This window comes from Pseudomonas sp. GW822-FHT02D10 (assembly GCF_058802345.1).
This window is the reverse complement of record NZ_JBXAOB010000002.1, coordinates 186,377-210,559: the sequence shown is the minus strand read 5'-3', so window position 1 is coordinate 210,559 and position 24,183 is coordinate 186,377. Positions and strand designations below refer to the sequence as shown.

Genomic DNA, 24,183 nt, shown 5'->3' with positions numbered 1-24,183 from the left:
GCAAAACCCAGTTTCCGCATCTCGGAGCCGTCCTACGCTAAAGAGCGAAAGCGCAGTGGAAGACGAGTTTCCGAGCCTTCGCCAATCGATACATCCGAGAACGTCGTAAGAAAAAACGTCAGTAAAGGGAGGCCAATAGTCATGTGGCTTCGTGGACGGGTCCTTTGCTACAACCGAAGCTCCAGTACCTTGCAATAGAGCCGGAATCACCCGGCATCGGGGCATGTACCCGCCCTTTTAGAGTTCGACCTCCCCAAGGAAGAGGTCGCATTCAATGCCCATTCTGCACACTCATCGTCCACATCATCTCGCCCTGGCAATCGCCCTCGCCTTCGGCGGCATCGAAATGTCCCATGCTCAGCAAACAGAGCCCAAAGTAACCGAGACCAAGCCCCGTCCCGCAAAAGCCCGAAAACCTGCGAACCCCAAACCCGACGCCCAAAACTCCGCCGGGCAGCCCACACCTGACGTCCTCACCACCACAGCAGTGGGGTCGATCACAGCCGATAACACGCAACCGGTTCCCGTTAATGATCCGCTGCTCGTCGACACGATGTATGACGCAAAAGAACCCACGGCAAGTGATGGGTTGAGCGCTGCGCTGACGTCTGAACTCCCGGCAGAGGTGGCTACAAACGCCCGCGATGTGTCGCTGGAAAGCGCAGCCACCACCGACAATGCCCGTCAGGTCGCCAACAGTCTCGACTCCGATAAATCAACGCCGAAGACTGTTGCGAACAATGCCGCCATCAATGCCCTGCTCACCAGCAACATCGCGACTGCTGCGATAGCGTTTGAGCAATTGGCCGGCGTCAGCAACGCCAACCTCGCCACTGCCACCTTGAGCAGTGTCCGGCCGGTCAGCGCGAGCATGCTTTCGGCCATGCGCGAGCTGAGCAACGATGCAAGCCCGCAAGATCGCTCGGCAACTGGTCACGAGACCAACGGCAGGGTCTGGGTCCAGGCGCTGGGCAACTCCGCAACCCTCGATGACAAACTGGACGACAGCGCCCTGCGGCAACGCACTCACGGGGTTGTGGTGGGTGCAGACTGGTCACTCGACAGTGAATGGCGCGTCGGCGTACTCGGTGGCAAATCACAAACACGCCTGGACGGGGTGCTACTGGACGGCGATCTCGACAGCTGGCACCTCGGTGCCTATGCGCTGCGCCAAAGTGGTCCGCTGGCGCTACGGCTCGGCGCCACTTACGGCAGTCATGAAGGTACGACTGAACGCAATATTGCCTTCAGTCGTTACAGCGACAGACTCAAAGGCAGCTACGACGCCAGCAGCCAGCAGGTTTTCGCCGAAGTCGGTTACAACCTGAGCAGTGGCGCCCTGCAGGTCGAGCCTTTCGCACGCCTCGGGCATGAACATTATCAACGCGACAGCTACCGGGAAAAAGGTGGAGATGCTGCGCTGAAAGTCGACAAACAAACCCAGCGCAACATGAACAGCACCTTGGGATTGCGCCTGTCGCACCATAGCCAACTTGAGAACGGCATGCGCCTGACTCCACACACAAGCGCTGGCTGGAAACACACCTACGGCGATCTCACGGGTCAGGTACGCCAGACCTTTGTGGTAGGTGGTGAGACATTCGATATCGAAGGCACTCCACTGGATCGCAACAGCCTGACACTGGAAGTGGGGTTGGATCTTAGGGTCTCGAAGCAACACTCTCTGGGCGTTGCCTACAACGGCGAGATGGGCAGCAACAGCCGCGACAATGGCGTGATGGGGCAGTGGCGGATGAGTTTCTAAACCGCGGACAAAAAAAAGGGGAGCACATGCCCCCCCGAGGTAAAAGTGTTGCAGTCGAGGCTGTTAAATCAGCCTTCGATCTCGATCAGGATTTCGCCCGGGTTGACCCGGTCGCCCTTGGCCACGTGGATGGCGGTGACTTTGCCTGCGATGGCCGATTGCACTTCGGTTTCCATCTTCATCGCTTCGGTGATCAGTACAGCCTGGCCGGCTTTCACGGTGTCGCCTTCCTTGACCAGCACATCGACGATGTTGCCTGGCATGGTGGTGCTGACATGGCCCGGTGCACTGGCTTGCTTGCGCTTGCTGCCGCCGCCGCTGACGAATTCGTTGAGCGGCTCGAACACCACTTCTTCCGGCATGCCGTCGATGGACAGGTAGAAGTGACGCTTGCCTTCAGCCTTGACGCCCACACCGGTGATGTCGACGCGGTAGGTTTCACCGTGAACGTCGATGACGAACTCGGTCGGTACACCTTCGCCACCGGCTGACCGCACACCACCCACTTCCGGAATCGGCAACAGCACTTCCGGAATCAGGGTGCCGGCTTCGCGCTCTTCGAGGAATTTGCGCCCGATGTCCGGGAACATCGCATAGGTCAGCACGTCTTCTTCAGACTTGGCCAAGGCACCGATTTCGCCGCGCAGCTTGGTCATTTCCGGCTTGATCAAATCCGCCGGACGGACGTCAATGACTTCTTCGCTGCCGATCGCCTGACGACGCAGCTTCTCGTTAACAACACCTGGCGCCTTGCCGTAGCCGCCTTGCAGGTAGAGCTTCACTTCGTTGGTGATGGTCTTGTAGCGCTCGCCGGCCAACACGTTGAAGAACGCCTGAGTACCGACGATCTGCGAAGTCGGGGTCACCAGCGGTGGGAAACCGAGGTCTTCGCGGACCCGTGGGATTTCGGCCAACACTTCGCTCATGCGGTTCAGCGCGCCCTGCTCTTTCAGCTGGTTGGCGAGGTTGGAAATCATCCCGCCCGGCACCTGGTTGACCTGCACCCGGGTGTCGACGGCGGTGAACTCGCTTTCGAACTGGTGGTACTTCTTGCGCACGGCGTAGAAGTACAAACCGATTTCCTGCAGCAGCTCCAGGCTCAGGCCGGTATCGAACTCGCTGCCTTTAAGGGCGGCGACCATCGACTCGGTGCCTGGGTGGCTGGTTCCCCAAGCGAAGCTGGAGATCGCGGTGTCGATATGGTCGGCACCATTTTCGATACCCTTCAGTTGGCACATCGCGGCCAGGCCGGCGGTGTCGTGAGAGTGGATGAACACCGGCAGCGATTGTTCGGCTTTCAGCGCCTTGACCAGTTCGCCCGTAGCGTACGGGGTCAGCAGGCCGGCCATGTCCTTGATCGCCACTGAGTCGCAACCCATGGCTTCCATTTGCTTGGCTTGCGCCACGAACGCCTCGATGGTGTGCACCGGGCTGGTGGTGTACGCAATGGTGCCTTGGGCGTGTTTGCCGGCAGCTTTCACCGCTTCGATGGCCACCCGCAGGTTACGCACGTCGTTCATGGCGTCGAAGATGCGGAACACGTCGATCCCATTCACCGCCGCCTTGGCGACGAACGCTTTGACCACGTCGTCGCTGTAATGGCGATAGCCCAACAGGTTCTGGCCGCGCAGAAGCATTTGCAGACGGGTGTTAGGCATCGCCGCACGCAGTTTGCGCAGACGCTCCCACGGGTCTTCTTTCAGGAAGCGTACGCAGGCGTCGAAGGTCGCGCCGCCCCAGACTTCCAGCGACCAGTAGCCGACTTTGTCGAGCTTGTCGCAGATCGGCAGCATGTCTTCGGTGCGCATGCGGGTCGCGAGCAGCGATTGGTGGGCGTCGCGCAGGATCGTGTCGGTTACGTGGATACGCTTTGTAGGTAAAGAGTTAGTCATTGGAATATTCCTCACAGGCCTGCGTGAGCGGCGATGGCAGTGGCGATGGCCAAGGCCAGCTCTTCGGGTTTGCGCTTGATCGAGTAGTTGGTCAGCTCAGGATGGCTTTCAACGAAGCTGGTGTTGAACTGACCGCTACGGAATTCCGGGTTACGCAGAATTTCCTGGTAATAGGCGGCGGTGGTCTTGACCCCTTGCAGACGCATGTCATCAAGGGCGCGCAAGCCACGGTCCATCGCCTCTTCCCAGGTCAACGCCCAGACCACCAGTTTCAGGCACATGGAATCGTAGAACGGCGGGATGGTGTAACCGGTATAGATCGCCGTGTCGGTACGTACGCCGGGGCCGCCGGGTGCGTAGTAACGGGTGATCTTGCCGAAGCTCGGCAGGAAGTTGTTTTTCGGGTCTTCGGCGTTGATCCGGAATTGCAGCGCGAAACCGCGGTGCTGGATGTCTTCCTGCTTCACTGACAGCGGCAAGCCGGACGCAATGCGGATCTGCTCACGGACAATGTCGATGCCAGTGATTTCTTCGGTGATGGTGTGTTCCACCTGCACCCGGGTGTTCATCTCCATGAAGTACACCTCGCCCTCGGCGAGCAGGAACTCCACGGTACCGGCATTCTCGTAACCCACCGCCTTGGCCGCACGCACCGACAGGTCGCCGATGTAGGCCCGTTGCTCTGGCGTCAGTTGCGGGCTCGGGGCGATCTCGATCAGCTTCTGGTTACGACGCTGGATCGAGCAATCACGCTCGAACAGGTGCACCACGTTGCCAAAGCTGTCGCCAAGGATCTGCGCTTCGATGTGCTTGGGATTGACGATGCATTTTTCCAGGAAGACTTCCGCCGAACCAAAGGCCTTGGTCGCTTCGGAAATCACCCGCGGGAAGGCTTGCTCCAGTTCTTCGCGGCTGTTGCAGCGACGAATCCCGCGACCACCACCACCGGAAGTGGCCTTGAGCATCACCGGGTACCCGATGCGATCGCCTTCAGTCAGGGCTTCGGCGATATCGGCGACGTTGCCTTCAGTACCGGGCGTGACTGGCACGCCAGCCTTGATCATGCTGCGGCGGGCTTCGGTCTTGTCGCCCATGCGGCGAATGACTTCCGCCGACGGACCAATGAATTTGATTCCGCGTTCGGCGCAGATATCGGCCAGCTCGGCGTTTTCCGAAAGAAAGCCATAACCTGGGTGCAACGCGTCGCAACCGGTTTCCACCGCAAGATTCACCAGCTTGCGCGGGTTCAGGTAACCGGCCAGTGGCTCGGCACCAATGCTGTGGGCTTCATCGGCACGTTTGACATGCAACGCATGGCGATCGGCGTCGGAATAGATCGCGACCGAACGAATGCCCATCTCGGCGCAGGCACGTACGATTCGTACGGCAATCTCACCACGGTTGGCAATCAGGATCTTTTTTATCACTTGGAGGTTCCCTTGAGCCGGTTGCTACCCACGACCTTGGACTGGGTCGGCGCGTGACTAAATGTTTCAAGCCAGTCGCGTAGTCACACTAGCCCTCTCAAGGGATTAACAAAAATCAATAATAATTGGGTCAGGCATAAGCAAAGGCTTATAGTTGAGAGGCCCGCCTGCGACCAGAGTCTCTAGATAATGCGTAAGTCTTTGATGCGTATGACATTACGCCAGCTTCAGATCTTCAATGAAGTCTGCGATTTGCGTTCCTATAGCCGTGCAGCTGACGAAATGTCGCTCACCCAACCGGCCGTCAGCCTACAGATTCGTCAACTTGAAGAGCTGATTGGTCAGCCTTTGTTCGATTACGTCGGCAAAAAACTCTACATGACCGAAGCGGCTGAAGCGTTACAGCGCGCTAGTCGGGATATTTTCGGACGCCTGGAAAATCTCGATATGCAGCTCTCGGACATGCAGGGCTCGTTGCAAGGTCAACTGAAACTGGCAGTGGAATCCAGCGCCAAGTACTTCGTACCGCACTTGTTTGCCGCCTTCAAGCGTCAGCACCCGGAAGTGAACCTGCAACTGACGGTGGTCAACCGCGGACAGGTGATCCGGCGCCTGTCCGACAACCGCGACGATCTGGTGATCATGTCCATGGTGCCGCAGGATATGGGCCTGGAGTTTTTGCCGTTCCTCAACAACCCGATCGTCGCCGTGGCGCCACCGGATCATCCGCTGTGCCATATGGGCCCCCTGCGCTTGCAGGATCTTGAGCCCTACACATTGCTGCTGCGCGAACCGGGCTCCGGGACACGACTGGCGTGCGAAGAATATTTCAAAGAGAAGCGCGTGCATTTCAACCAGACCCAGGAAGTCTCGTCGGCCGAAGCCCAGCGTGAATGCGTGGTGGCGGGTCTGGGCCTGGCCTTGCTGACGCGCCACGCCCTGAACCTGGAGTTGGCGACCGGCGGACTCAAAGAGCTGCCGGTCGAAGAGCTGCCGTTGTTTCGCAGCTGGTGCCTGGTGCAGGCCAAAGCCAAACGCCTGTCACCGGTAGCGCATGCGTTCCTGGGGTTTATCCGCAGTGAACGGGTGCAGATCAGCGCGCTGGTTGAGCGTTTCGACGCGAAGCTGCCGGTGTTGCCTGCCAATAGTTGAGTTCCAGATCCGGATATTCACCGATCTCGGCCAGAAGCTGGCGGTGCTCGCAACGATCTTCAATCGCGCGGCGAAACGCCATGCGGCGCTGGTCTTCTTGCTGACGGCGGGTTTTGACAGCGCTGTTGCGTTCTTCGTAGGGCTGGGCCATTTCGAGTCTCCCAAGGCGAGTACGGGAGTTTCAAGGTAGGCGCGAGGGATGACGGTTTGGCGGCGGGTCGATGACAGAGTGATGAACGTTGCCGAGGTGTATTTGAGGACGCTATCGCGAGCAGGCTCGCTCCCACATTTAACCGTGTTCCCATGTGGGAGCGAGCCTGCTCGCGATAAGGCCGGAACGGCCTTCCAGCCGCTTCAGGTCAGAATCAATCGTCCAGCGCTTTCACCGACTTGGGCGACAGGCGCAGGCTGCGAAGGCTGCGTTTGACACTCTTGAGGTGGTTGACCAGGCTCGGCCCTCGCGCCATGGCCACGCCCATGGCCAACACGTCGATCACCACCAGATGCGCGATGCGCGAGGTCAGCGGCGTGTAGATCTCGGTGTCTTCATGCACATCGATCGCCAGGTTGACGGTCGACAGCTCGGCCAACGGCGTCTGGCTCGGGCACAGGGTGATCAGCGAGGCACCGCTTTCACGCACCAGATTGGCGGTGATCAACAGATCCTTGGAGCGGCCGGACTGGGAAATGCAGATCGCCACGTCCGTAGGCTTGAGCGTGACCGCCGACATCGCCTGCATGTGCGGATCGGAATAGGCCGCTGCGGTCAGCAGCAAACGGAAAAACTTGTGCTGGGCATCCGCCGCCACGGCGCCGGACGCGCCAAAACCATAGAACTCGACACGCTGAGCCTGCGACATAAGCGTCACAGCCTTCTGCAATTCCACCGGATCGAGTTTCTCGCGAACCTCCATCAGGGTGTGCAGAGTGGTATCGAAAATTTTCAGGCTGTAGTCGGCGACTGAATCATCTTCGTGAATTGCGAACTGCCCGAAGCTCGCCCCAGCTGCCAGGCTTTGCGCCAGTTTCAGCTTCAAGTCCTGAAAACCCGAACAACCGATGGCCCGGCAGAAGCGCACGATGGTCGGCTCGCTGATGCCCACACTGTGGGCAAGATCGGCCATAGAACTGTGCATCACAGCCGCAGGGTCAAGCAGCACGTGATCGGCAACCTTGAGCTCCGATTTGCGTAACAGGTGGCGCGACTGGGCGATGTGTTGCAACAGGTTCAAAGGGGTCGACTCTTTGTTATTGGCAGGTGCCGGGGATGTAGCACGCTTGTAGTTATACTACATGAATCGGCTTTTTGCCTGCTCAATGCGTAATTGAATTGCCTTGCTGCCCCCTGTTTTGGCCACGCGCATTCTATGTAGCGGTCCGAGCCTTGAGGCGAGGTGGACGGTGGGGCGTCTTGTGAACACTCCCCCTCTGCTCTTAGCCATACGGGGACAAATATCAAAATAATTTGCCGTAATTAGCCGCCCTAAAAAGCTCTCTTCCTGTGATCTTTATGAGGGTCAGACGGTAGTTATCACGCTATACATGTCACAAAATTTATCATTTACATTTTATTTCCAACCGATACAAAAACTACCAGACTTGTTATAAAACAGCGAACACCTAGAAACATAAAACATGACCAAGGAAGGTCTATATGCCCACCAAAATATACAGAACCATTTTTTTATTTTTAATGCTCGCTATAAATCGTGAATCACTAGGACAAGAGTATTACTGGAAGGTAAATGAAGGCGATATTCCATACTCTCAACAGCCAAAGCACTCTTCCCCAGATTCAGTTTGCAGATGGTTATATAAGGAATATGACGCCACATGGGTTTACACGCCAGCAAAACCCGGTGAAGAAAAAAATACGTGGGAGTGCCCCATGTTCTATATCGACGGAGACTACATGGGTGCGATAGGACTCGCACGCTTCGGAGACAAATGCGAGCAAGGTAAAAAATACAATCACCTAAACGGACAGTGCGAAATAAAAGCTTCTGGTGGAAGCTGTCCCTCAAGTATCGCTGGAAACCCTATAAATTTTTCAACCGGACAAAAAACTCAAATAGAAACAGATTATGCGGCTCCTACAAAGAACAATCAGCCTAATTCGGCCACATTCTCAAGAGCTTACTCCAGTGCTAATGTCCTATGGACTCATAATTATACGTCTCGACTTAACATAAACCCCACAGTCATTACGCTTTTTCATCCAGGTGGAGCGACCTCAACTTTTGACAGATTAGGCCAAAATTTATCTGCCCAACACCCCGAACGGGGAATTTTAACTCGTAAAAATAATCGCTGGCGCTATCAGTCTACCGACAACCATTTTTATGAATTCGATGATCGAGGGAGATTACTCACCATCGAATATCTAGGGGCAACGCAACACATAGAACGCGAAGAAAAAAATATCATCGTTACTGACAAATACGGGATGCGCTTTAAAATAGCTGAAGACGCACTCGGACAACCAATAAAACTCGAATCTAAAAACATCACAATTAAATATACCTATAATGAATATAAACAGCTAAAACAAGTTGCTCGGCATTACAAAGAAGGGACTGATAAAAAAGAGTATCTATACGAAGACGACAGAAATCCCATACTGCTGACCGCCATAATAGATGAGCGTGGTATTCGTTACGCCAGCTGGGTTTATGATAATCAAGGGCGAGCTATCTCGAGTGAGCACGGAGCTGGCGCGGAAAGAATACTAGTCGACTATAACACCGATGGATCAACTACTGTCATCAATGCACTGGGAAAAGCTACTCACTATACATTTGATTTCATCCAGGACGTCAAACACATTGTTTCGATCAACGGCCTACCCTCAGCGAATTGTCCTGATAGCAATTCTTCTTTCACATATGATGACCGCGGTCACCTAAAAACGAAAACAAACAACAACGGCAATGTCACAACTTACTCCTACAACGACCGAGGCTTGGAAACTTCTCGAACAGAAGCGAGCGGGACACCTGACTTCAGAACTATAACCACCGAATGGCACCCGGTTTTATTTTCTCCCGTGCGCATCACCGAACCGGACCGTTTAATTCAGTACACCTATGACGCCCAAGGACGACAACTTAGTAAAACCGTAACTTCACGCTGATTCAGAAGGATCTGATCATGAACACACTTATATTTAGGGTAGGGTTGTTAGCGCTCGCTCTGGGGGGCACTCTTGTTACCGTACCATTTTGGCAAGCCCCAGAGCGCGGCTGGTCATTCACCTACAACGCTGAAGGTTTGCTCGAGTCCTTGGATGGACCCCGAACCGATGTAAATGACATCACTCGCTACGAATACGACGCGAAGGGGCATCTGATACGCGTCATTAACGCGCTTGGGCACATCACTGAACTTTCGAATTTCGACTTTATGGGTAATCCACAAACCCTTGTCGATCCCAATGGAGTCGCGACCACCCTGACCTATGCACCGCAAGGCTGGCTAACATCAATAAGTACGACCGATAACACCACTCGGTTCGAGCACAATGCTGTCGGTGACATTACCAAGCTGATCGGTGGTGATGGTAGCTGGCTGGCCTACACCTGGGACGACGCCAGACGGCTCATGCGTATCACCAATAACCTGGGGGGAACAGGTCGAATTTGATCTTGATCCCATGGGTAATCGCACCGCAACACGGCTGAAAGACAATGTCGGCAATCTGACGAAACAGCATCGATGGGTGTATGACGAACTGGGCCGCCTACTGCACTCGGTGGGTGCTGCTGGCCAGACCCGTCGCATGCAATACGACCTGAACGATAATCCCACCACCTCTACCAATCCTCGTAATGACAGCAGTAGCAGCGCCTATGATCCGCTCGACCGGTTGGTGAAGAACACCGACCCGCTAAACGGCACCACTCGTTTTGATTACGACGCTCAAGACAACCTCACGCAAGTCAACGACCCGCGTGGAGTGATCACTCGATATCAATACGACGGCCTCGGTAATCTGACTCATCTGGTCAGCCCCGACAGCGGCACCCACATCTACAAGCATGACGCCGCTGGCAACATCACACAGAAGACTGATACCCGCGGCGTAGTCACGCTTTTCACCTACGATGCCCTCAATCGTTTGACCGCTCGCCGTTATCCGGCCAAGCCGCAACTGGATACCCAGTTCCACTACGACGCGATGGCCGAGGGTAACAAGGGCATCGGCCGATTGACTGCGATAGAAGACAGCAGTGGTGTGCTGAGTTACACCTACGATGAACAAGGCAACCTCGCAGGACAACAGCATCTCCTGACAACGAACGAAGTCGCTCGGTCCGATACCCTCGGCTATGGGTACGACGGCGCCAATCGACTGATTCGTATCGACTACCCGACCGGCTTCAGCATCGACTACCTGCGCGACTCTGCCGGCCAGGTCAGCCAGGTGCACATGCGGGTTGGCGCAGATGAGCCAATCGGCTTCGCCAGCAACCTTGCTTATCTCCCCTTTGGCCCGCTTAAAAGCCTGACCTGGGCCAACGGCGCCACGCTTGAACGTAGCTATGACCAGGACTATCGGTTGACAGCACAAACCGTCGCCGGCTGGAGCAACATTTATGACTATGATGCGAACGGCAACATCACCCAAATACAAAGTAGCCTGCTCGGCGATCTGAACTACAGCTACGACGCGCTGGATCGTCTGACAGAAGAGGCAAATGCCAGCCGACAGCAAACCTTCACCTATGACGCGGTGGGCAACCGCACGGACAAAACCCTCACGCCTCTAATCGAAGGTAAGGTGCAAGACAGTGCTGTCACGACGTACCGATATGGCGCCAGCAATAACCGGTTGACCCAAATCGACGACCAAGTGGTAATCGCTGATGCGGCAGGCAATCTGACCCAGGACCGCGTTGATCGCCAATTGGCCTACGACGTAGAAAATCGCCTGACCAGCGTGAAAAACGGCGACCTGACCCTAGCCGAGTTTCGCTACAACGCTCTGGGTCAGCGCACCCAGAAAATAACCCCCCAAGGTGTTACCACATTCCTTCACGGGCCTGAAGGGCAATTGCTGGGCGAAACCCTGCTCGACAGCGAAGGCAAAAAACTTACGAGTCAATACTATGTCTGGCTCGATGGTCTGCCATTAGGCGGTGTAAGCGTTAACTACGACGCGACAGGCGCACTCGCAAACAGCACCCCGTTTTATATCCACAGCGACCATCTCAACACGCCGCGCATTGCCACCAACGCCAGTCAGCACACGGTATGGCAATGGAAATCCGACGCCTTCGGTGTTGGAGAAGCCAGCGGCAGTCTGACCTTGAACCTCCGTTTTCCAGGCCAGTATTACGATGCTGAGAGTGGGCTGACCTATAATTACTTCCGAGATTACGATCCGCAATCCGGGCGCTATGTGGAGAGTGATCCGATTGGGCTCAAGGGTGGGTTGAATACATATGGGTATGTAAATGGTAATCCGCTGAAATACGTTGATCCATTCGGTTTGGAGTCCATTTTTGAATGGTCTGCAAAAGCCGAGGCCGTAGCGAAGAAGAGCGAGCTACCAGGAGAGCATAACGGGCCTCAGGATGCCTACAGGCATTGCGTTGCATCGTGCATGATTGCAGCATCAAACTGGGGAGAGTCAACGAGCCGATTTGCCGGATGGGCAAATGAAGTATCAAATTTTGGGCAGAACGGGAGTGAGAGGGCTATGGATGACTGGAACAACCAAGCTGGGTTATGTGCAGCCAAGGATAGCAAGACTCCTGACGACTGCCCAAAAAGCTGCATGACGCTTCTTGAAAGTAATATTTTAATAATCGAGGCAACATCGCATGGCGCGTACTATTAATTTAAAAATTTCAAAATTAAAAATGACTTCATTGATCGCTTTGATGCTTATGCTTTTTGCCGCCATTACGGCCAGATACTACAACCCTGTAGACATTGAGCGTACTTGCAGAGACAGCTCGCCATTACTAGTAAACAATATCAGCAGTTGCAGCCTTGTTGAACAAGTGGTAAGCAAACTTGAAGAAGAGGGTTACACACCCATTACTATGGAGGACTCAAAGCAAAGCAGAGGTTTATTCAAAGAAAAATTTGATCGGCAGATATTTGAAATAAGAAACTATAGAGTTCATGGCGACTCAAATATTGGAACTGCCCAATTTCGATTCATCAATGGGCGCTTATCTTCAATAACCTACATCCCCAAGACATCGGAGTCCGTGTTCAAGTTATATTCTGAAAAAGAATCGGACGAGACAAGCGTAAAACATCTAACCAATTACCAGGGACTAAAGTACGTATCGTGGTCAAATAAACACCTTGAAGCTTATATAACATGGTGGATATCAAGGTTTTCATAGACTCGCGACCAAACAATATAATCTTACAAGTTCACGCTAAATTTTTCACCCACAACCAAGTCAACTTAGATATATTGCTTGAGCAGGACGCAAACAATTTCAACTACAGGAGTTATACATTATGAGCATTAAAACTAAAGATTGGACCGCACAGATTGACCGGATGCCGGGCGCAGCCTCTTTCCGCGCCTTTGGTACCGTAACCGTTGCCCACACCGGCATCACGCCAAAACTGGTACTCAGTGACCTACAGGACAAATCCTTTGATCTGCGGCTTGATTTGAAACTGGAAAAATCCAATGAGGTTTCGTTGCAAGTCGTGACGGACAAGTTTGTCGAATATAAAGTATTAGGCGATTCCAATGTCGCCGGTGTCAGCATCTTCTTTGAAGACAAACTGCTGCACCATATTGATACAGTACCGATTACCCACTAATACCGTATTTGCCTCAGGCGCTACAGAGCTTCCCGTCAGACCGCCACAGTGTCTGGCGGGAAGCTCCTTCCGGACGTTGCGGTCCTCATTCAGCTTGTGCCTTGCTCTCGTAGAAGACCCGCCAGTCCATCCGCCTCAATCGGCCGACTAATCAGATACCCTTGCACCTCATCGCAGTGCTCGCCCTTGAGGAACTCAAGCTGCTCCGAACGCTCTACCCCTTCAGCCACCACTTTGAGCGACAGGCCGTGCGCCATGGCAATGATTGCCCGGGTGATCGCCGCGTCTTCACTGCCCTCGCCCAGTCCACGGATAAACGCCTGATCGATCTTTACGTAATCCACGGGGATGCGCTTGAGGTAGCTCAGCGACGAATAACCGGTGCCGAAGTCGTCGATCGCCAGTTTCACGCCCAAGTCGCGCAGCTGCTGAAAGGTCGCGATGATGTGCTCGACACTGTCCAGCAACTGGCTTTCAGTCAGTTCCAGTTCGAGGTAGTGCGGCGCCAGGCCAGTTTCCTCAAGCACCTGGCGCACCAGGCTGACCAGTTTGCCCTGACGCAACTGGTGGACCGACAGATTGACCGAAACCCGAATCGGCTCCAGGCCCTGACGCTGCCACTCGCACGCTTGCCAACAGGCCTGGCGCAGCACGAATTCACCAATTGGCCCGATCAGCCCCGTCTCTTCCGCCAACCCGATAAAGTCTCCCGGCGGCACCCGGCCCATCGTCGGATGGTCCCAGCGCACCAGCGCTTCGGCGGCGTTCAAGCGGCCAGTCGCGAGGCAGAGTTTCGGTTGGTAAAACACCTTCAACTGCTTGTCTTCGATGGCTTTGCGCAGGTGGTTCTCCAGCTGCAAGCGCTCAAGAGTGCTGGCCTGCAGGCTGTCGGTGTAGAACTGGAAATTGTTCCCCCCCAGATGCTTGGCATGTTGCATGGCCATGTTTGACTGGCTGACCAGCGCGGAAATTTCCCGCGCGTTGTCTGGCAACATGCTGATGCCCATTGACGCACTGACCACCAGCTCATGGCCTTCAACGGTCAGCGGCAAGCGCAGCTTGGTCGACAATCGGGTGGCGACCCGCGCCAGGCTCGACAGGTTGCCATAAGCATCGAACAGCACCGCGAACTCGTCGCCGGACAGGCGTGCAATGGTGTCCGCCTCCGGTAACGCGTTGACCAGGCGCCGAGCCATTTTCTGCAACATCTGATCGGCGACTTCATGGCCGAGGCTGTCGTTGAGCAATTTGAAACGGTCCAGATTGATGTGCAGCAGCGCCAGACTCCGGCCGCCCTGCCGCACCCGCTGATGGGCTTCATGCAGGCGCACGCGGAACAATGAGCGGTTGGCCAGCCCGGTCAGCTCGTCGTAGTGGGTCAGGTAGCGCATGCGCTCTTCAGATTCGCGCCTGGCTGATAGATCGGCGAAGAAGCCCACGATATGGCTGACATTACCTCGGATATCGCGCACCACATTCAGTTGCAGCCATTGCGGATAAAGCTCGCCGTTTTTGCGCGCCTCCACCAACTCGCCCTGCCAACTGCCGTGTTGCTCCAACGCCTGATGAATCGCCGGATGGTGCCGCCGCGCGTCACGACTGCACGGCAACTCGACCACATTACGCCCCAGCAAGTCTTCAATCTGATACCCGGTGACCCGGCTGAACGCTTGATTGACTGCGATCAACGCGTAATCCGGGTCGAAAATCACAATGCCTTCGCTGGCGGCTTCAAACACCGTCGCCGCCAGTTGCCGCTGTTCTTCAAGCCCTTTGCTGACGCTGATGTCACGCCGGGTGCCGACCATGCGGATCACCCGCCCGTTGGCACCACGTTCCACCGCCCGCCCGCGGTCTTCGACCCAGACCCAGTGACCATCGCCGTGGCGCACGCGGTATTCGATCTGATAATCCTCGGTGCGGCCTTTCAAATGCTCGACCAGCGCCCGCCGAAGCGGCGGCAAGTCCTGCGGGTGCAGCCGCGGCTTCAAGTGGCTGAGCATCGCCGTGACGAATTCCGGCTCAATGCCAAACAGCTCCTTGAGCTGGGTGTGGTGCACTTCATCGGTTTCCAGGTTCCAGTCCCACAGCCCCAACTCACTGGCCTTTAATGCCAGCGCCAGCCGTGCTTCGCTCTTGCTCAAGGCCTGGTTGGCGGCGTCCAGTTCGAGGCTACGCTGGGCTACCCGGCTTTCGAGCCCGACCTGAGCCTTACGCAGCTCGTCTTCAGCATGGCGGCGCTGTTCGATTTCCCGCGCCAGTTCCTGATTGAGCAGCTCGCTACGACTTTGCGCCTGCTGCAAGTGCTCGATCAGCGCCTGATTCTGGAAACGCCGCATCAGCTCGCGCTGAATCAACCGGTTGACCTGCCACGCGACCACGCTCAAGGAGCCCAGCAGAATCAGCCCGAGCCAGCCCCAGCCTTGCTGCTGCTCATCGCCGCCCCAGAATAAATAGCCGATCGCCGGTAACAGGCACGGCAAGGTAAAGGACAGGAAGGCCGGCAAGCTCACCGCGTAGGCGACGCTGGCCGAGAGGGTCGCCGCGCCGATCAGGCCGAACACCCAGGCTTGTTGCAGGAAGCTGTCAGTCGGTACCAGGGCAATGCCGGCAGCAGCCAGGGTCAGGCCGCTCATGGCCGAGCCCAGCAGAAACATTCGGCGCCAGATCGGCTGCGCCTGACGACTGGGTATCGCCGAGTCGAAGGCCGCGACCTGAATCACCCGCAACGCCACCAGCGACAGCAGCCAGACCAGCCAGACGCTCACCAGGAAGTAGCGCTGCGGGCTCCAGAGCAACCCGGCGCAGACCAGACCATTGATCAACATGAACAGTGTGGGCAGCAACGACCCCTGATACAGCAGACGCGTGCGCTCGACCGCCATTTCCATGGCGTACTGTTTGCGGATAACCCGAGGTTCCACAAGGGGGCCCGACAGGCTGGAGCTGAGGGTCATAGGCAATATTCTTGTTCTTATAATAGTGAGCGTGATGAGCCCGAAACGTCGACGGAGCATACACAAGCAATGGCCTGGACCAAACTACTCCAGATCATAAAATCGACAAAACAAATGGCCCGTTGCCACCGCTCAAAACCGCAGAAGCGCGGCCCATCAAGGCTTGCAACGAATGACTGACCGGTCGTCCCCGCGTTTCTTTCATCGGTAAATGCAAAGCTCGGTTTGCCCGGTGTGGCGCAGCACCCTAGAATGCCCCGATGCGCGATGATCTCTCCCTTCTGCTGAACTCTCTCAACGATGCCCAACGTCAGGCCGTAGCTGCCTCCGTGGGTCGTCAGTTGGTCCTGGCCGGTGCTGGCTCCGGTAAAACCCGTGTGCTGGTGCACCGTATCGCCTGGTTGATCCAGGTCGAGAATGCCTCGCCACACTCGATCCTGTCGGTGACCTTCACCAATAAGGCCGCTGCCGAGATGCGCCATCGCATCGAGCAGCTGATGGGTATCAACCCGGCCGGCATGTGGGTCGGCACCTTCCACGGCCTGGCGCACCGCTTGCTGCGGGCGCATTGGCAGGAAGCCGGCCTGAGCCAGACTTTCCAGATCCTCGACAGTGATGACCAGCAGCGTCTGGTCAAGCGAGTGATCCGTGAACTGGGCCTCGACGAACAGCGCTGGCCAGCCCGTCAGGCCCAGTGGTTCATCAACGGGCAAAAAGACGAGGGTCTGCGTCCGCAACATATTCAAGCCAGCGGCGATCTGTTCCTGGCCACCATGCGCAGCATCTATGAAGCCTACGAGGCCGCGTGCCTGCGCGCTGGCGTCATCGACTTCTCCGAACTGCTGCTGCGCGCCCTCGACCTGTGGCGCGACCACCCGGGCCTGCTGGCGCATTATCAGAAGCGTTTCCGCCATGTGTTGGTGGACGAATTCCAGGACACCAACGCCGTGCAGTACGCCTGGTTGCGTCTGCTGGCCAAGGGCGGCGACAGCCTGATGGTGGTCGGCGACGACGACCAGTCGATCTACGGCTGGCGCGGCGCGAAAATCGAGAACATTCACCAGTATTCAGCCGACTTCCCGGACGCGGAAGTCATTCGACTGGAACAGAACTACCGCTCCACCGCCGGGATCCTCAAGGCCGCCAACGCCTTGATCGCCAACAACACCGGGCGCTTGGGCAAAGAGCTGTGGACCGACGGCGGCGAAGGCGAAGCGATCAACCTGTACGCCGCGTTCAACGAGCATGACGAAGCACGCTACGTGGTGGAAACCATCGAAAGTGCGCTGAAAACCGGCATGGCCCGCAGCGATATCGCGATTTTGTACCGCTCCAACGCCCAATCACGGGTTTTGGAAGAAGCTTTACTGCGTGAACGTATCCCGTACCGCATCTATGGCGGCCAGCGCTTCTTCGAACGGGCTGAAATCAAGAACGCCATGGCCTACCTGCGTTTGCTCGAAGGTCGTGGCAACGATGCGGCGCTGGAACGGGTGATCAACGTTCCGGCCCGTGGTATCGGTGAAAAAACCGTCGAAGCGATCCGCGATCACGCCCGCCACAGCGATGTGTCGATGTGGGAAGCGATGCGTCAGCTGGTGGCCAATAAGGGCCTTACCGGTCGCGCGGCCGGCGCCCTGGGTGCCTTCATCGAGCTAATCGAGCACCTGGCGACCAAAACCGCCGAAATGCCGCTGCACCTGATGACTCAGACCGTCATCGAGCAGTCCGGCCTGATTGCCTATCACCAAGCGGAAAAAGGCGAGAAAGGTCAGGCGCGGGTAGAAAACCTTGAGGAATTGGTCAGCGCAGCGCGCAACTTCGAAAGCGCCGAAGAAGACGAAGACCTGACGCCGCTGGCCGCATTCCTCGGCCACGCCTCGCTGGAGGCCGGCGATACCCAGGCCGACGAGCACGAAGACAGCATTCAGCTGATGACCTTGCACAGCGCCAAAGGCCTGGAATTCCCTTACGTGTTCCTGGTGGGCATGGAAGAAGGCCTGTTCCCGCACAAGATGAGCCTGGAAGAGCCCGGCCGTCTTGAAGAAGAACGCCGCTTGGCCTACGTCGGCATCACCCGTGCCATGCAAAACCTGGTGATGACCTACGCCGAAACCCGTCGCCTGTACGGCAGCGAGACCTACAACAAGGTTTCACGCTTCGTACGCGAAGTGCCTAAAGGCTTAATTCAGGAAGTGCGGCTGTCCAACAGCGTCAGCCGTCCGTTCGGTGGCGGCCAGAAGCAAAGTTCGAGCAGCCTGTTCGCCGGCACGGAAATTCCGGAAACCGCGTTCAGCCTCGGTCAGCAAGTGCAACACGCGGTCTTCGGCGAAGGGGTGATCCTCAACTTCGAAGGCGCTGGCGCGCAGGCTCGGGTGCAAGTGAACTTCAGCGAAGGCAGCAAGTGGCTGATGCTTGGCTATGCCAAGCTCGAAGCCATCTAACGGCTACCCGAAGAGCTTTTCTGTGGGAGCGAGCTTGCTCGCGATGAACGATGACGCGGTGCTCCTGAACTCCGCGGTGTCGCCATCGCGAGCAAGCTCGCTCCCACAGAGTCTCGCGTTGCATCCAATGTAGGCTCCCACAGGTTGATCTGATAGAAGGCGTAATACACATGGGCTCAGGCTTCTTTTCTTCCTGGACATTCTGGGCCCTGTTGTCGGCGGCATTCGCGGCGCTGACTGCGATTTTCGCCAAGGTCGGCATCGAAAACGTCAATTCCGACTTCGCCACACTGCTACGCACGATCGTGGTATTGGTCAGCCTGGCCTTGATTTTGTACGCAACGGGCCAATATCAGTCATTAGGATCGATATCCGCCAAGAGCTACCTGTTCCTGCTGCTGTCTGGCCTGGCAACCGGTGCCTCGTGGATTTGCTACTTCCGTGCGCTGAAACTCGGGCCAGCCTCGCTGGTAGCACCTGTCGACAAACTCAGCGTGGTGCTGGTGGCCGTGCTGGGCGTAGTGTTATTGGGTGAGCGGCTCGACCTGCGCCAATGGGGCGGAATCGGTCTGATCACGGCCGGCGTGGTGATGTTGGCGTTGCGACGTTAAGCGGCTTCCCACAGAACCAATCCGCTTGTCCTACAGACAAAAGTACACGTGCCTCCTTGCACCAACGGAGCTGAACGCAACCTGTCAGGCAAAAGCCCGAAACACTCTGCTGCTAGCCAGTGTCACTTCACCTGTGCAACATGGCGCGCGTGCCATCCACAAATGGGAATTCCCTTTATGAAACGTTTTCTTAGCATCGCCCTGGCGTTGTGTATCGGCCTGACGATGAGCCTCGACGCCAACGCCAAGCGCTTCGGTGGCGGCAAAAGCGTAGGCGCCGCGCCGACCCACCAGACCAGCCAGATGGCGCCATCCTCGCCTGGCATGGGTTCTGCCGCCGCAACCGCCACAACCGCCGGTGCTGCGGGTGCCGCAGGCGCTGCCGCCAAAGCCGGCGGTGCTTCGCGCTGGCTCGGCCCTCTGGCCGGTATCGCTGCCGGCGGCCTGCTGGCCTCCATGTTCATGGGCGGCGGCTTCCACGGCATGCAGATCTTCGACATCCTGATCATGGCGGTCATCGCCTTCGTGATCTTCCGCTTCATCGCCGCTCGTCGCCGCAAGCAACAAGAGCACATGGCCCCCGCGGGCGCGCCAATGCAGCGTGAAGTGTTCGAACAGAAGCCGGCCATGGGTTCGATCTTCGGTGGCTCGGCTGCCCCTGCTGCCGCTCGTCCGGTGATCAACGCTCCGGCCTGGTTCAACGAAGAGCGCTTCATTGAAGCAGCACGCGGCCACTTCCTGTCCCTGCAACAGCACTGGGACGCCAACGAAATGGACAAGATTGCCGAGTTCGTGACCCCGCAAATGCTGGAGTTCCTCAAGCGCGAACGTGCCGATCTGGGTGACGGTTTCCAGTCCACCTACATCGACAACCTCACCGTTCAACTGGACGGCGTGGATGATCGTGCAGACAAGACCATCGCCACCCTGACCTTCAACGGTGTGTCGAAAAACTCGCGTTTCGACCAGGGCGAAGTGTTCAGCGAAAGCTGGAACATGGAACGTCCGCAAGGCGAGAACCAGCCTTGGCTGGTGGCCGGTATCCGTCAGAACGGCTAATACCGCCCTCGTTTCGCATGCTGTAATAAAAACCCCAGCCTCGGCTGGGGTTTTCTATTTCGCGGTTGCATCTATAGCGAGCTACTGTATAAACCGCCCCAACCAAACCGCGCCATTGAGCAAGAGGATCCCGGACGTGGAAGAAATCATCGAACAACTGCGTGAAGCCAACGAACCGGTACCGGTCCCCTTGGAGCTGCCTGACGAAGACCTGCTGGTGGAAATCGAAGAACAACTGTTCATCGATATCCCGTTCGTCTTCAGAGAATTCCTGCTGACCGTCAGCGACGTCGTTTACGGCAGCCTGGAGCCGGTGACTGTCACCGACCCGCAATCGCACACCTACCTGCCGGACGTTGCCGCCAACGCCTGGGACGCTGGCGTTGATCGCAGCATGATTCCGATCTGCCAGGACGGTGACAATTACTACCTGGTCGAAGAAGACGGCACCGTGGTGCTGTGGCTAGCCGAGGAAGAGCTGCTGGCCGAAGAAACCTGGGAATCGGTGTGGCACTGGGCGCGGGACGTCTGGCTGGAGAGCTGATCTGCCTGATGCCCCGCTGAGTCAATGCCCGGACGAATCCTTATGGTTCAGCAGGGCCACCTGCATCCGCGTGTGCACGCGGATGAACCAGCGCCAGAGCAGGGCCGCCACTTCGGCAGTCACGATGGCGATCAGCAGCAACTTGTTGGTCGGCAAGATACTGGCCGACAAGGCTGCCAGCAGCAGGAAAATCACCAGCAGCGAGAGGATCGGGATCACTTCGGCGATCACCCGACGCACTCGCTGCGTGTGCCGGCCGGCCATCTCCATCAACACGCCAAAAATCAGCTGGGCAAAGCGTTGGTTCTTCATCTTCAGGTCGTTGAGGGCCTTGACGAGGGCTGCTCGGTGGATGTGCTGACGTCGTTAAGCGATTACCAGATCGGATGAAAGGGCCCTTGAAGTAAGCTTTTGAAGGGTAACACCGCGACTTCGGGCGCAAAGGCGGTGCAATATATGGAAACAGATCGATCCGGGCGTGACGGCCGCCACTGGTTCGGCGTCCCGTTAAGGATGGTTTTGAAAAACTGACCAAGCGCCCGCAGAGGTGCTCCCGAAATCCCTGCCTAGAATCGTGAGTAGTTGCTATGGAACCCGGAAACGCCCAGCTGTCGATGACGGTATTGATGACCCCCGACATGGCCAACTTCTCTGGCAATGTCCACGGCGGCACCCTGCTCAAATACCTCGACGAAGTCGCCTACGCCTGCGCCAGCCGTTATGCCGGACGCTACGTGGTGACCCTGTCGGTGGATCAGGTGATTTTTCGCGAACCGATCCATGTCGGTGAGCTGGTTACCTTTCTGGCTTCGGTCAACTACACCGGCAACACCTCGATGGAGGTGGGTATCAAGGTGGTGACCGAGAATATCCGCGAGCGCTCGGTGCGTCACACCAATAGCTGCTTCTTCACCATGGTCGCAGTCGACGATCAGCGCAAGCCGGCGGCTGTCCCACCGTTGCAACCGCAGAACAGCGAAGATAAACGCCGATTTGCGCAGGCCAAACAGCGCCGGCAGATTCGTCAGGAGCTGGACCAGCGTTATCGCGAAATAAAGGCTGACGTTTAAAGCACAAGATCGCAGCCTGCGGCAGCTCCTGCATAGCAATACGTATCCCTGTAGCTGCCGCAGGCTGCGATCTTTTCCGCCGCGACGCCCGTTACAAACTGATCGCCGTCGCCTCGAACTTCACCCGAGGATGGGCAATACGGTCCTGGGCACGCACCAGTTCCAGCTCATAGCTTGCGCAGGCCTGGGTTTCCAGCAGCACTTCATGCACTGCGGACGCCGCGAATTCAAAGGCCGCGACCAAGCTGTCACCCAACAACACCCGTGCCAGGAACAGGCCCGACGTCAGGTCGCCGACGCCCACCGGCTGACGTGGAAACGCCAGCAATGGACGACGCAGATGCCAACTGCCTTCGGCCGTCACCAGCAACATCTCGAAGCCGTCCGGCAATTTACCGGGATAGTCCAGATGCTTGACCAGCACCGCCTTCGGGCCACGCGCCAATAACGCGCGGGCCATCGCCAGGCAATCGAACAGCGACTGCGGCTTACGCCCGGAAAAACTGTCCAGCTCCAGCTGGTTTGGACACATGAAATCCGCCACCGCCGCCGCTTCATCCAGTAGGAAATCGCTGACTTCAGCCGGTACGGTGCAGCCTTTCTCCGCATGCCCCATCACCGGATCACACAGGTACAAGGCGCTGGGGTTGATCGCCTTGATTCGTGCCACGCCGCTGAGGATCGCCCGCCCTTGAGCGGCACTGCCCAAATAACCGGACAGTACCGCGTCGCAGTTGCCGAGTTCACCAATGGCTGCGATCCCTTCCACCAGCTCGGGAATCTGCTGCGGCGCCAGCACTTCACCGGCCCACTGGCCGTATTGAGTGTGGTTGGAGAACTGCACGGTATTGAGCGGCCAGACGTTCACCCCGACCCGCTGCATCGGGAAAACCGCGGCGCTGTTGCCGGCGTGACCGAAAACCACGTGGGACTGGATGGCGAGCAGATGGGGAGAACGTTTCATGCGGGATTTCCGTAAAACGATTGAAATTCGAGCCGCGCAGTATGCGACTAATCGCGGCCTGTACGACAGACCAAATACGCAGTTAAGCTGACACTAATTTGTTGGAGCACTGTTCATGCTGACCCTTGGAAATATCTTTGTGCTGATGCTGCTGGCGACCGGTGCCGCCTGGCTTTGGCACAACCATGGCCTGCGCGAACTGGCGCTGGAACGGGTCAAGCGGCATTGCGCCAAACTCGACATTGAATTGCTCGACGGCAATGTGGCATTGAAAAAAATCGGCTTCGTGAAGGATGCCAACGGGAGGCGACGCCTGGCCCGCGTGTATAACTTTGAGTTCACCGTGACCGGCGAAACGCGCCACGCAGGCACTATCACCCAGTTCGGCGCCCACAGTGCACAAATCGAACTGGCGCCCTACCCGTTTCCGGTCGACGAAAAACCTGTGCTGCCCAGCGCCGAAGTGATCGAACTGAACCAATGGCGCCAGGACCACAACAAGTGGCGTAACTGACCCCTGAACCGCGTTAAATCAGGTTCACCCGGCAGCTCGCGAGTTTCCTCTGTAGTGATTCGGCATCCTGCGGCTTATCGAAAATAAGCTCCATGCGCGAATCCTGACGCCATTCACTCGGTTGCCAGTGCAGCGCGGCGTTATCCAGCGAGTTGGCCGACACCCAGCCCACGGCGCTGTGGATAACCAGCTTGGCCCGACGCCAGTGCAGTCCCTCCAGACAGCGCTGGATCAATGACAGGTCAAATGACTGACTCGGATGCCAGCGCCAGCCGATGCTCCAGCCACCGTCCTGCTGCTGACTTAGACAAATCGGCAGCATCGGGTCAGTCCAGACCGCCGGTATCTGCGCCAGACCTTTAGGCACACTGAAGTTATCCACACCCTCAACCGCTCGACTGTACACGCCCGGCAAATCACTCAGTGCCAGAGCGCCCTGCTGCGTCCAATACAGTGGGCATTCCGGCAATTGCGCGATGATCCGCTGGCGCTGTTCGTCGTTCAGTTGCTCGGCCTTGTTCAACAGCAACAGACCGGCGCTCGACAGCGCTGCCTGTTGCGCCGCCGGCAGCGGATTTCCGGCGGCCAGTGCCTGAGCATCGAGCACCAGAACGCTCGGCTGAATCGCCAGCACACCCCACCACGGCGCCTCGCCTAACTGCTTGAGCAGCTGCGCCGGATGTCCCAGCCCGGAGGGCTCGATAAACAATCGGTCCGGCCGTGATTTGCGCAGCAACCGCCCGAGGCCGATCTGAAACGGCGCACCATTGACGCAACACAAACAGCCGCCAGCCACTTCACCCAGTGCGATACCATCGGCGCCGGTGGTCAACAACGCGGCGTCCAGACCGATCTGGCCGAACTCGTTGATCAGCACCGCCCAGCGCTCGTTCGCCGGCCGCTGCGTCAGCAGATGCTTGATCAGGCTGGTTTTGCCGGCACCTAACGGTCCGGCAATAACGTGAGTAGGAATGTTCTGCAACATG

The 24,183-nt window shown here is 57.1% G+C and carries 20 protein-coding genes and 1 pseudogene; 13 read left to right on the top strand and 8 right to left on the bottom strand.

Annotated features, from left to right (window positions below; genetic code table 11):
* Positions 1 to 274 precede the first annotated feature (274 nt).
* A complete protein-coding gene (locus tag AC1RPZ_RS04165; protein ID WP_493135164.1) occupies positions 275 to 1,765 on the top strand; it encodes an autotransporter outer membrane beta-barrel domain-containing protein in 1,491 nt (496 codons plus the stop codon).
* Between the two features lie 68 nt (positions 1,766 to 1,833).
* On the opposite strand, the gene oadA is transcribed toward AC1RPZ_RS04165, so the two are convergent.
* Together oadA and AC1RPZ_RS04155 are read right to left on the bottom strand one after the other, a co-directional pair.
* On the bottom strand, positions 1,834 to 3,657 hold the full coding sequence (gene oadA / locus AC1RPZ_RS04160; RefSeq protein ID WP_493135162.1) for a sodium-extruding oxaloacetate decarboxylase subunit alpha: 1,824 nt from the start codon (positions 3,655 to 3,657) through the stop codon (positions 1,834 to 1,836).
* A gap of 11 nt (positions 3,658 to 3,668) precedes the next feature.
* Positions 3,669 to 5,084, bottom strand: coding sequence for an acetyl-CoA carboxylase biotin carboxylase subunit (locus AC1RPZ_RS04155; protein ID WP_262111323.1), 1,416 nt, complete (start codon positions 5,082 to 5,084; stop codon positions 3,669 to 3,671).
* 189 nt (positions 5,085 to 5,273) lie between these two features.
* Between AC1RPZ_RS04155 and AC1RPZ_RS04150 the strand changes: the two genes are divergently transcribed.
* Positions 5,274 to 6,236 (top strand): LysR family transcriptional regulator, encoded by a 963-nt coding sequence (locus AC1RPZ_RS04150; RefSeq protein ID WP_493135159.1) that lies wholly within the window; start codon positions 5,274 to 5,276, stop codon positions 6,234 to 6,236.
* Here the strand turns inward: AC1RPZ_RS04150 and AC1RPZ_RS04145 are convergent.
* Together AC1RPZ_RS04145 and hexR are read right to left on the bottom strand one after the other, a co-directional pair.
* The gene (locus tag AC1RPZ_RS04145; RefSeq protein ID WP_493135157.1) at positions 6,178 to 6,387 is read right to left on the bottom strand and encodes a PA3496 family putative envelope integrity protein; all 210 of its coding nucleotides are present in this window, start codon (positions 6,385 to 6,387) and stop codon (positions 6,178 to 6,180) included. The two genes, AC1RPZ_RS04150 and AC1RPZ_RS04145, sit on opposite strands and share 59 nt — an antisense overlap.
* A 214-nt stretch (positions 6,388 to 6,601) precedes the next feature.
* Positions 6,602 to 7,468, bottom strand: coding sequence for a transcriptional regulator HexR (hexR, locus tag AC1RPZ_RS04140; protein ID WP_123427501.1), 867 nt, complete (start codon positions 7,466 to 7,468; stop codon positions 6,602 to 6,604).
* A 422-nt stretch (positions 7,469 to 7,890) separates the two neighbouring features.
* Between hexR and AC1RPZ_RS04135 the strand changes: the two genes are divergently transcribed.
* The 5 genes from AC1RPZ_RS04135 (at position 7,891) to AC1RPZ_RS04115 (ending at position 13,034) form a co-directional block, all read left to right on the top strand.
* Positions 7,891 to 9,369, top strand: coding sequence for an RHS repeat domain-containing protein (locus tag AC1RPZ_RS04135; protein ID WP_493135155.1), 1,479 nt, complete (start codon positions 7,891 to 7,893; stop codon positions 9,367 to 9,369).
* A gap of 17 nt (positions 9,370 to 9,386) precedes the next feature.
* Positions 9,387 to 9,878 carry a hypothetical protein gene (locus AC1RPZ_RS04130; RefSeq protein ID WP_493135153.1) on the top strand — a complete coding sequence of 164 codons (492 nt, stop codon included), beginning with the start codon at positions 9,387 to 9,389 and terminating at the stop codon, positions 9,876 to 9,878.
* A 10-nt stretch (positions 9,879 to 9,888) separates the two neighbouring features.
* Positions 9,889 to 12,078 (top strand): RHS repeat-associated core domain-containing protein, encoded by a 2,190-nt coding sequence (locus AC1RPZ_RS04125; protein WP_493135151.1) that lies wholly within the window; start codon positions 9,889 to 9,891, stop codon positions 12,076 to 12,078.
* Entirely contained in the window at positions 12,062 to 12,598 is a 537-nt protein-coding gene (locus tag AC1RPZ_RS04120) for a hypothetical protein (protein ID WP_493135149.1), read from the top strand. The genes AC1RPZ_RS04125 and AC1RPZ_RS04120 overlap by 17 nt, the downstream gene beginning before the upstream one ends.
* A gap of 121 nt (positions 12,599 to 12,719) precedes the next feature.
* Complete coding sequence (locus AC1RPZ_RS04115; protein ID WP_493135147.1) at positions 12,720 to 13,034, top strand: hypothetical protein; 315 nt, start codon at positions 12,720 to 12,722, stop codon at positions 13,032 to 13,034.
* Positions 13,035 to 13,123: 89 nt separating this feature from the next.
* Here the strand turns inward: AC1RPZ_RS04115 and AC1RPZ_RS04110 are convergent, their stop codons facing one another.
* Positions 13,124 to 15,991 carry a putative bifunctional diguanylate cyclase/phosphodiesterase gene (locus AC1RPZ_RS04110; protein ID WP_493135145.1) on the bottom strand — a complete coding sequence of 956 codons (2,868 nt, stop codon included), beginning with the start codon at positions 15,989 to 15,991 and terminating at the stop codon, positions 13,124 to 13,126.
* A gap of 260 nt (positions 15,992 to 16,251) precedes the next feature.
* Here AC1RPZ_RS04110 and uvrD point away from each other — a divergent pair, with 260 nt between their 5' ends.
* From uvrD to AC1RPZ_RS04090, 4 genes are all read left to right on the top strand, one after another.
* Positions 16,252 to 18,435, top strand: coding sequence for a DNA helicase II (gene uvrD / locus AC1RPZ_RS04105; RefSeq protein ID WP_493135143.1), 2,184 nt, complete (start codon positions 16,252 to 16,254; stop codon positions 18,433 to 18,435).
* A gap of 170 nt (positions 18,436 to 18,605) precedes the next feature.
* Positions 18,606 to 19,046, top strand: a complete 441-nt coding sequence (locus AC1RPZ_RS04100) for an EamA family transporter (RefSeq protein WP_071552707.1) — start codon at positions 18,606 to 18,608, stop codon at positions 19,044 to 19,046.
* A 177-nt stretch (positions 19,047 to 19,223) separates the two neighbouring features.
* Positions 19,224 to 20,105, top strand: a complete 882-nt coding sequence (locus tag AC1RPZ_RS04095) for a Tim44 domain-containing protein (RefSeq protein WP_493135141.1) — start codon at positions 19,224 to 19,226, stop codon at positions 20,103 to 20,105.
* A 136-nt stretch (positions 20,106 to 20,241) separates the two neighbouring features.
* Positions 20,242 to 20,649, top strand: coding sequence for an SMI1/KNR4 family protein (locus tag AC1RPZ_RS04090; protein ID WP_019694340.1), 408 nt, complete (start codon positions 20,242 to 20,244; stop codon positions 20,647 to 20,649).
* 21 nt (positions 20,650 to 20,670) lie between these two features.
* On the opposite strand, the pseudogene AC1RPZ_RS04085 reads toward AC1RPZ_RS04090, so the two are convergent.
* Positions 20,671 to 20,928 (bottom strand): annotated as a pseudogene (locus AC1RPZ_RS04085) (cation:proton antiporter); the annotation flags it as partial.
* A gap of 308 nt (positions 20,929 to 21,236) precedes the next feature.
* Between AC1RPZ_RS04085 and AC1RPZ_RS04080 the strand changes: the two are divergent.
* A complete protein-coding gene (locus tag AC1RPZ_RS04080; RefSeq protein ID WP_493135139.1) occupies positions 21,237 to 21,719 on the top strand; it encodes an acyl-CoA thioesterase in 483 nt (160 codons plus the stop codon).
* 91 nt (positions 21,720 to 21,810) lie between these two features.
* Here AC1RPZ_RS04080 and pdxY read toward each other — a convergent pair whose 3' ends face one another.
* Positions 21,811 to 22,683: a pyridoxal kinase PdxY gene (gene pdxY / locus AC1RPZ_RS04075; protein ID WP_493135137.1), complete on the bottom strand. Its 873-nt coding sequence runs from the start codon at positions 22,681 to 22,683 to the stop codon at positions 21,811 to 21,813.
* Positions 22,684 to 22,798: 115 nt separating this feature from the next.
* On the opposite strand from pdxY, the gene AC1RPZ_RS04070 reads away from it, so the two are divergent.
* The gene (locus AC1RPZ_RS04070; protein WP_493135135.1) at positions 22,799 to 23,197 is read left to right on the top strand and encodes a DUF3301 domain-containing protein; all 399 of its coding nucleotides are present in this window, start codon (positions 22,799 to 22,801) and stop codon (positions 23,195 to 23,197) included.
* A 13-nt stretch (positions 23,198 to 23,210) separates the two neighbouring features.
* Here AC1RPZ_RS04070 and AC1RPZ_RS04065 read toward each other — a convergent pair whose 3' ends face one another.
* Positions 23,211 to 24,182 (bottom strand): CobW family GTP-binding protein, encoded by a 972-nt coding sequence (locus AC1RPZ_RS04065; protein WP_493135133.1) that lies wholly within the window; start codon positions 24,180 to 24,182, stop codon positions 23,211 to 23,213.
* Position 24,183: the final 1 nt, after the last annotated feature.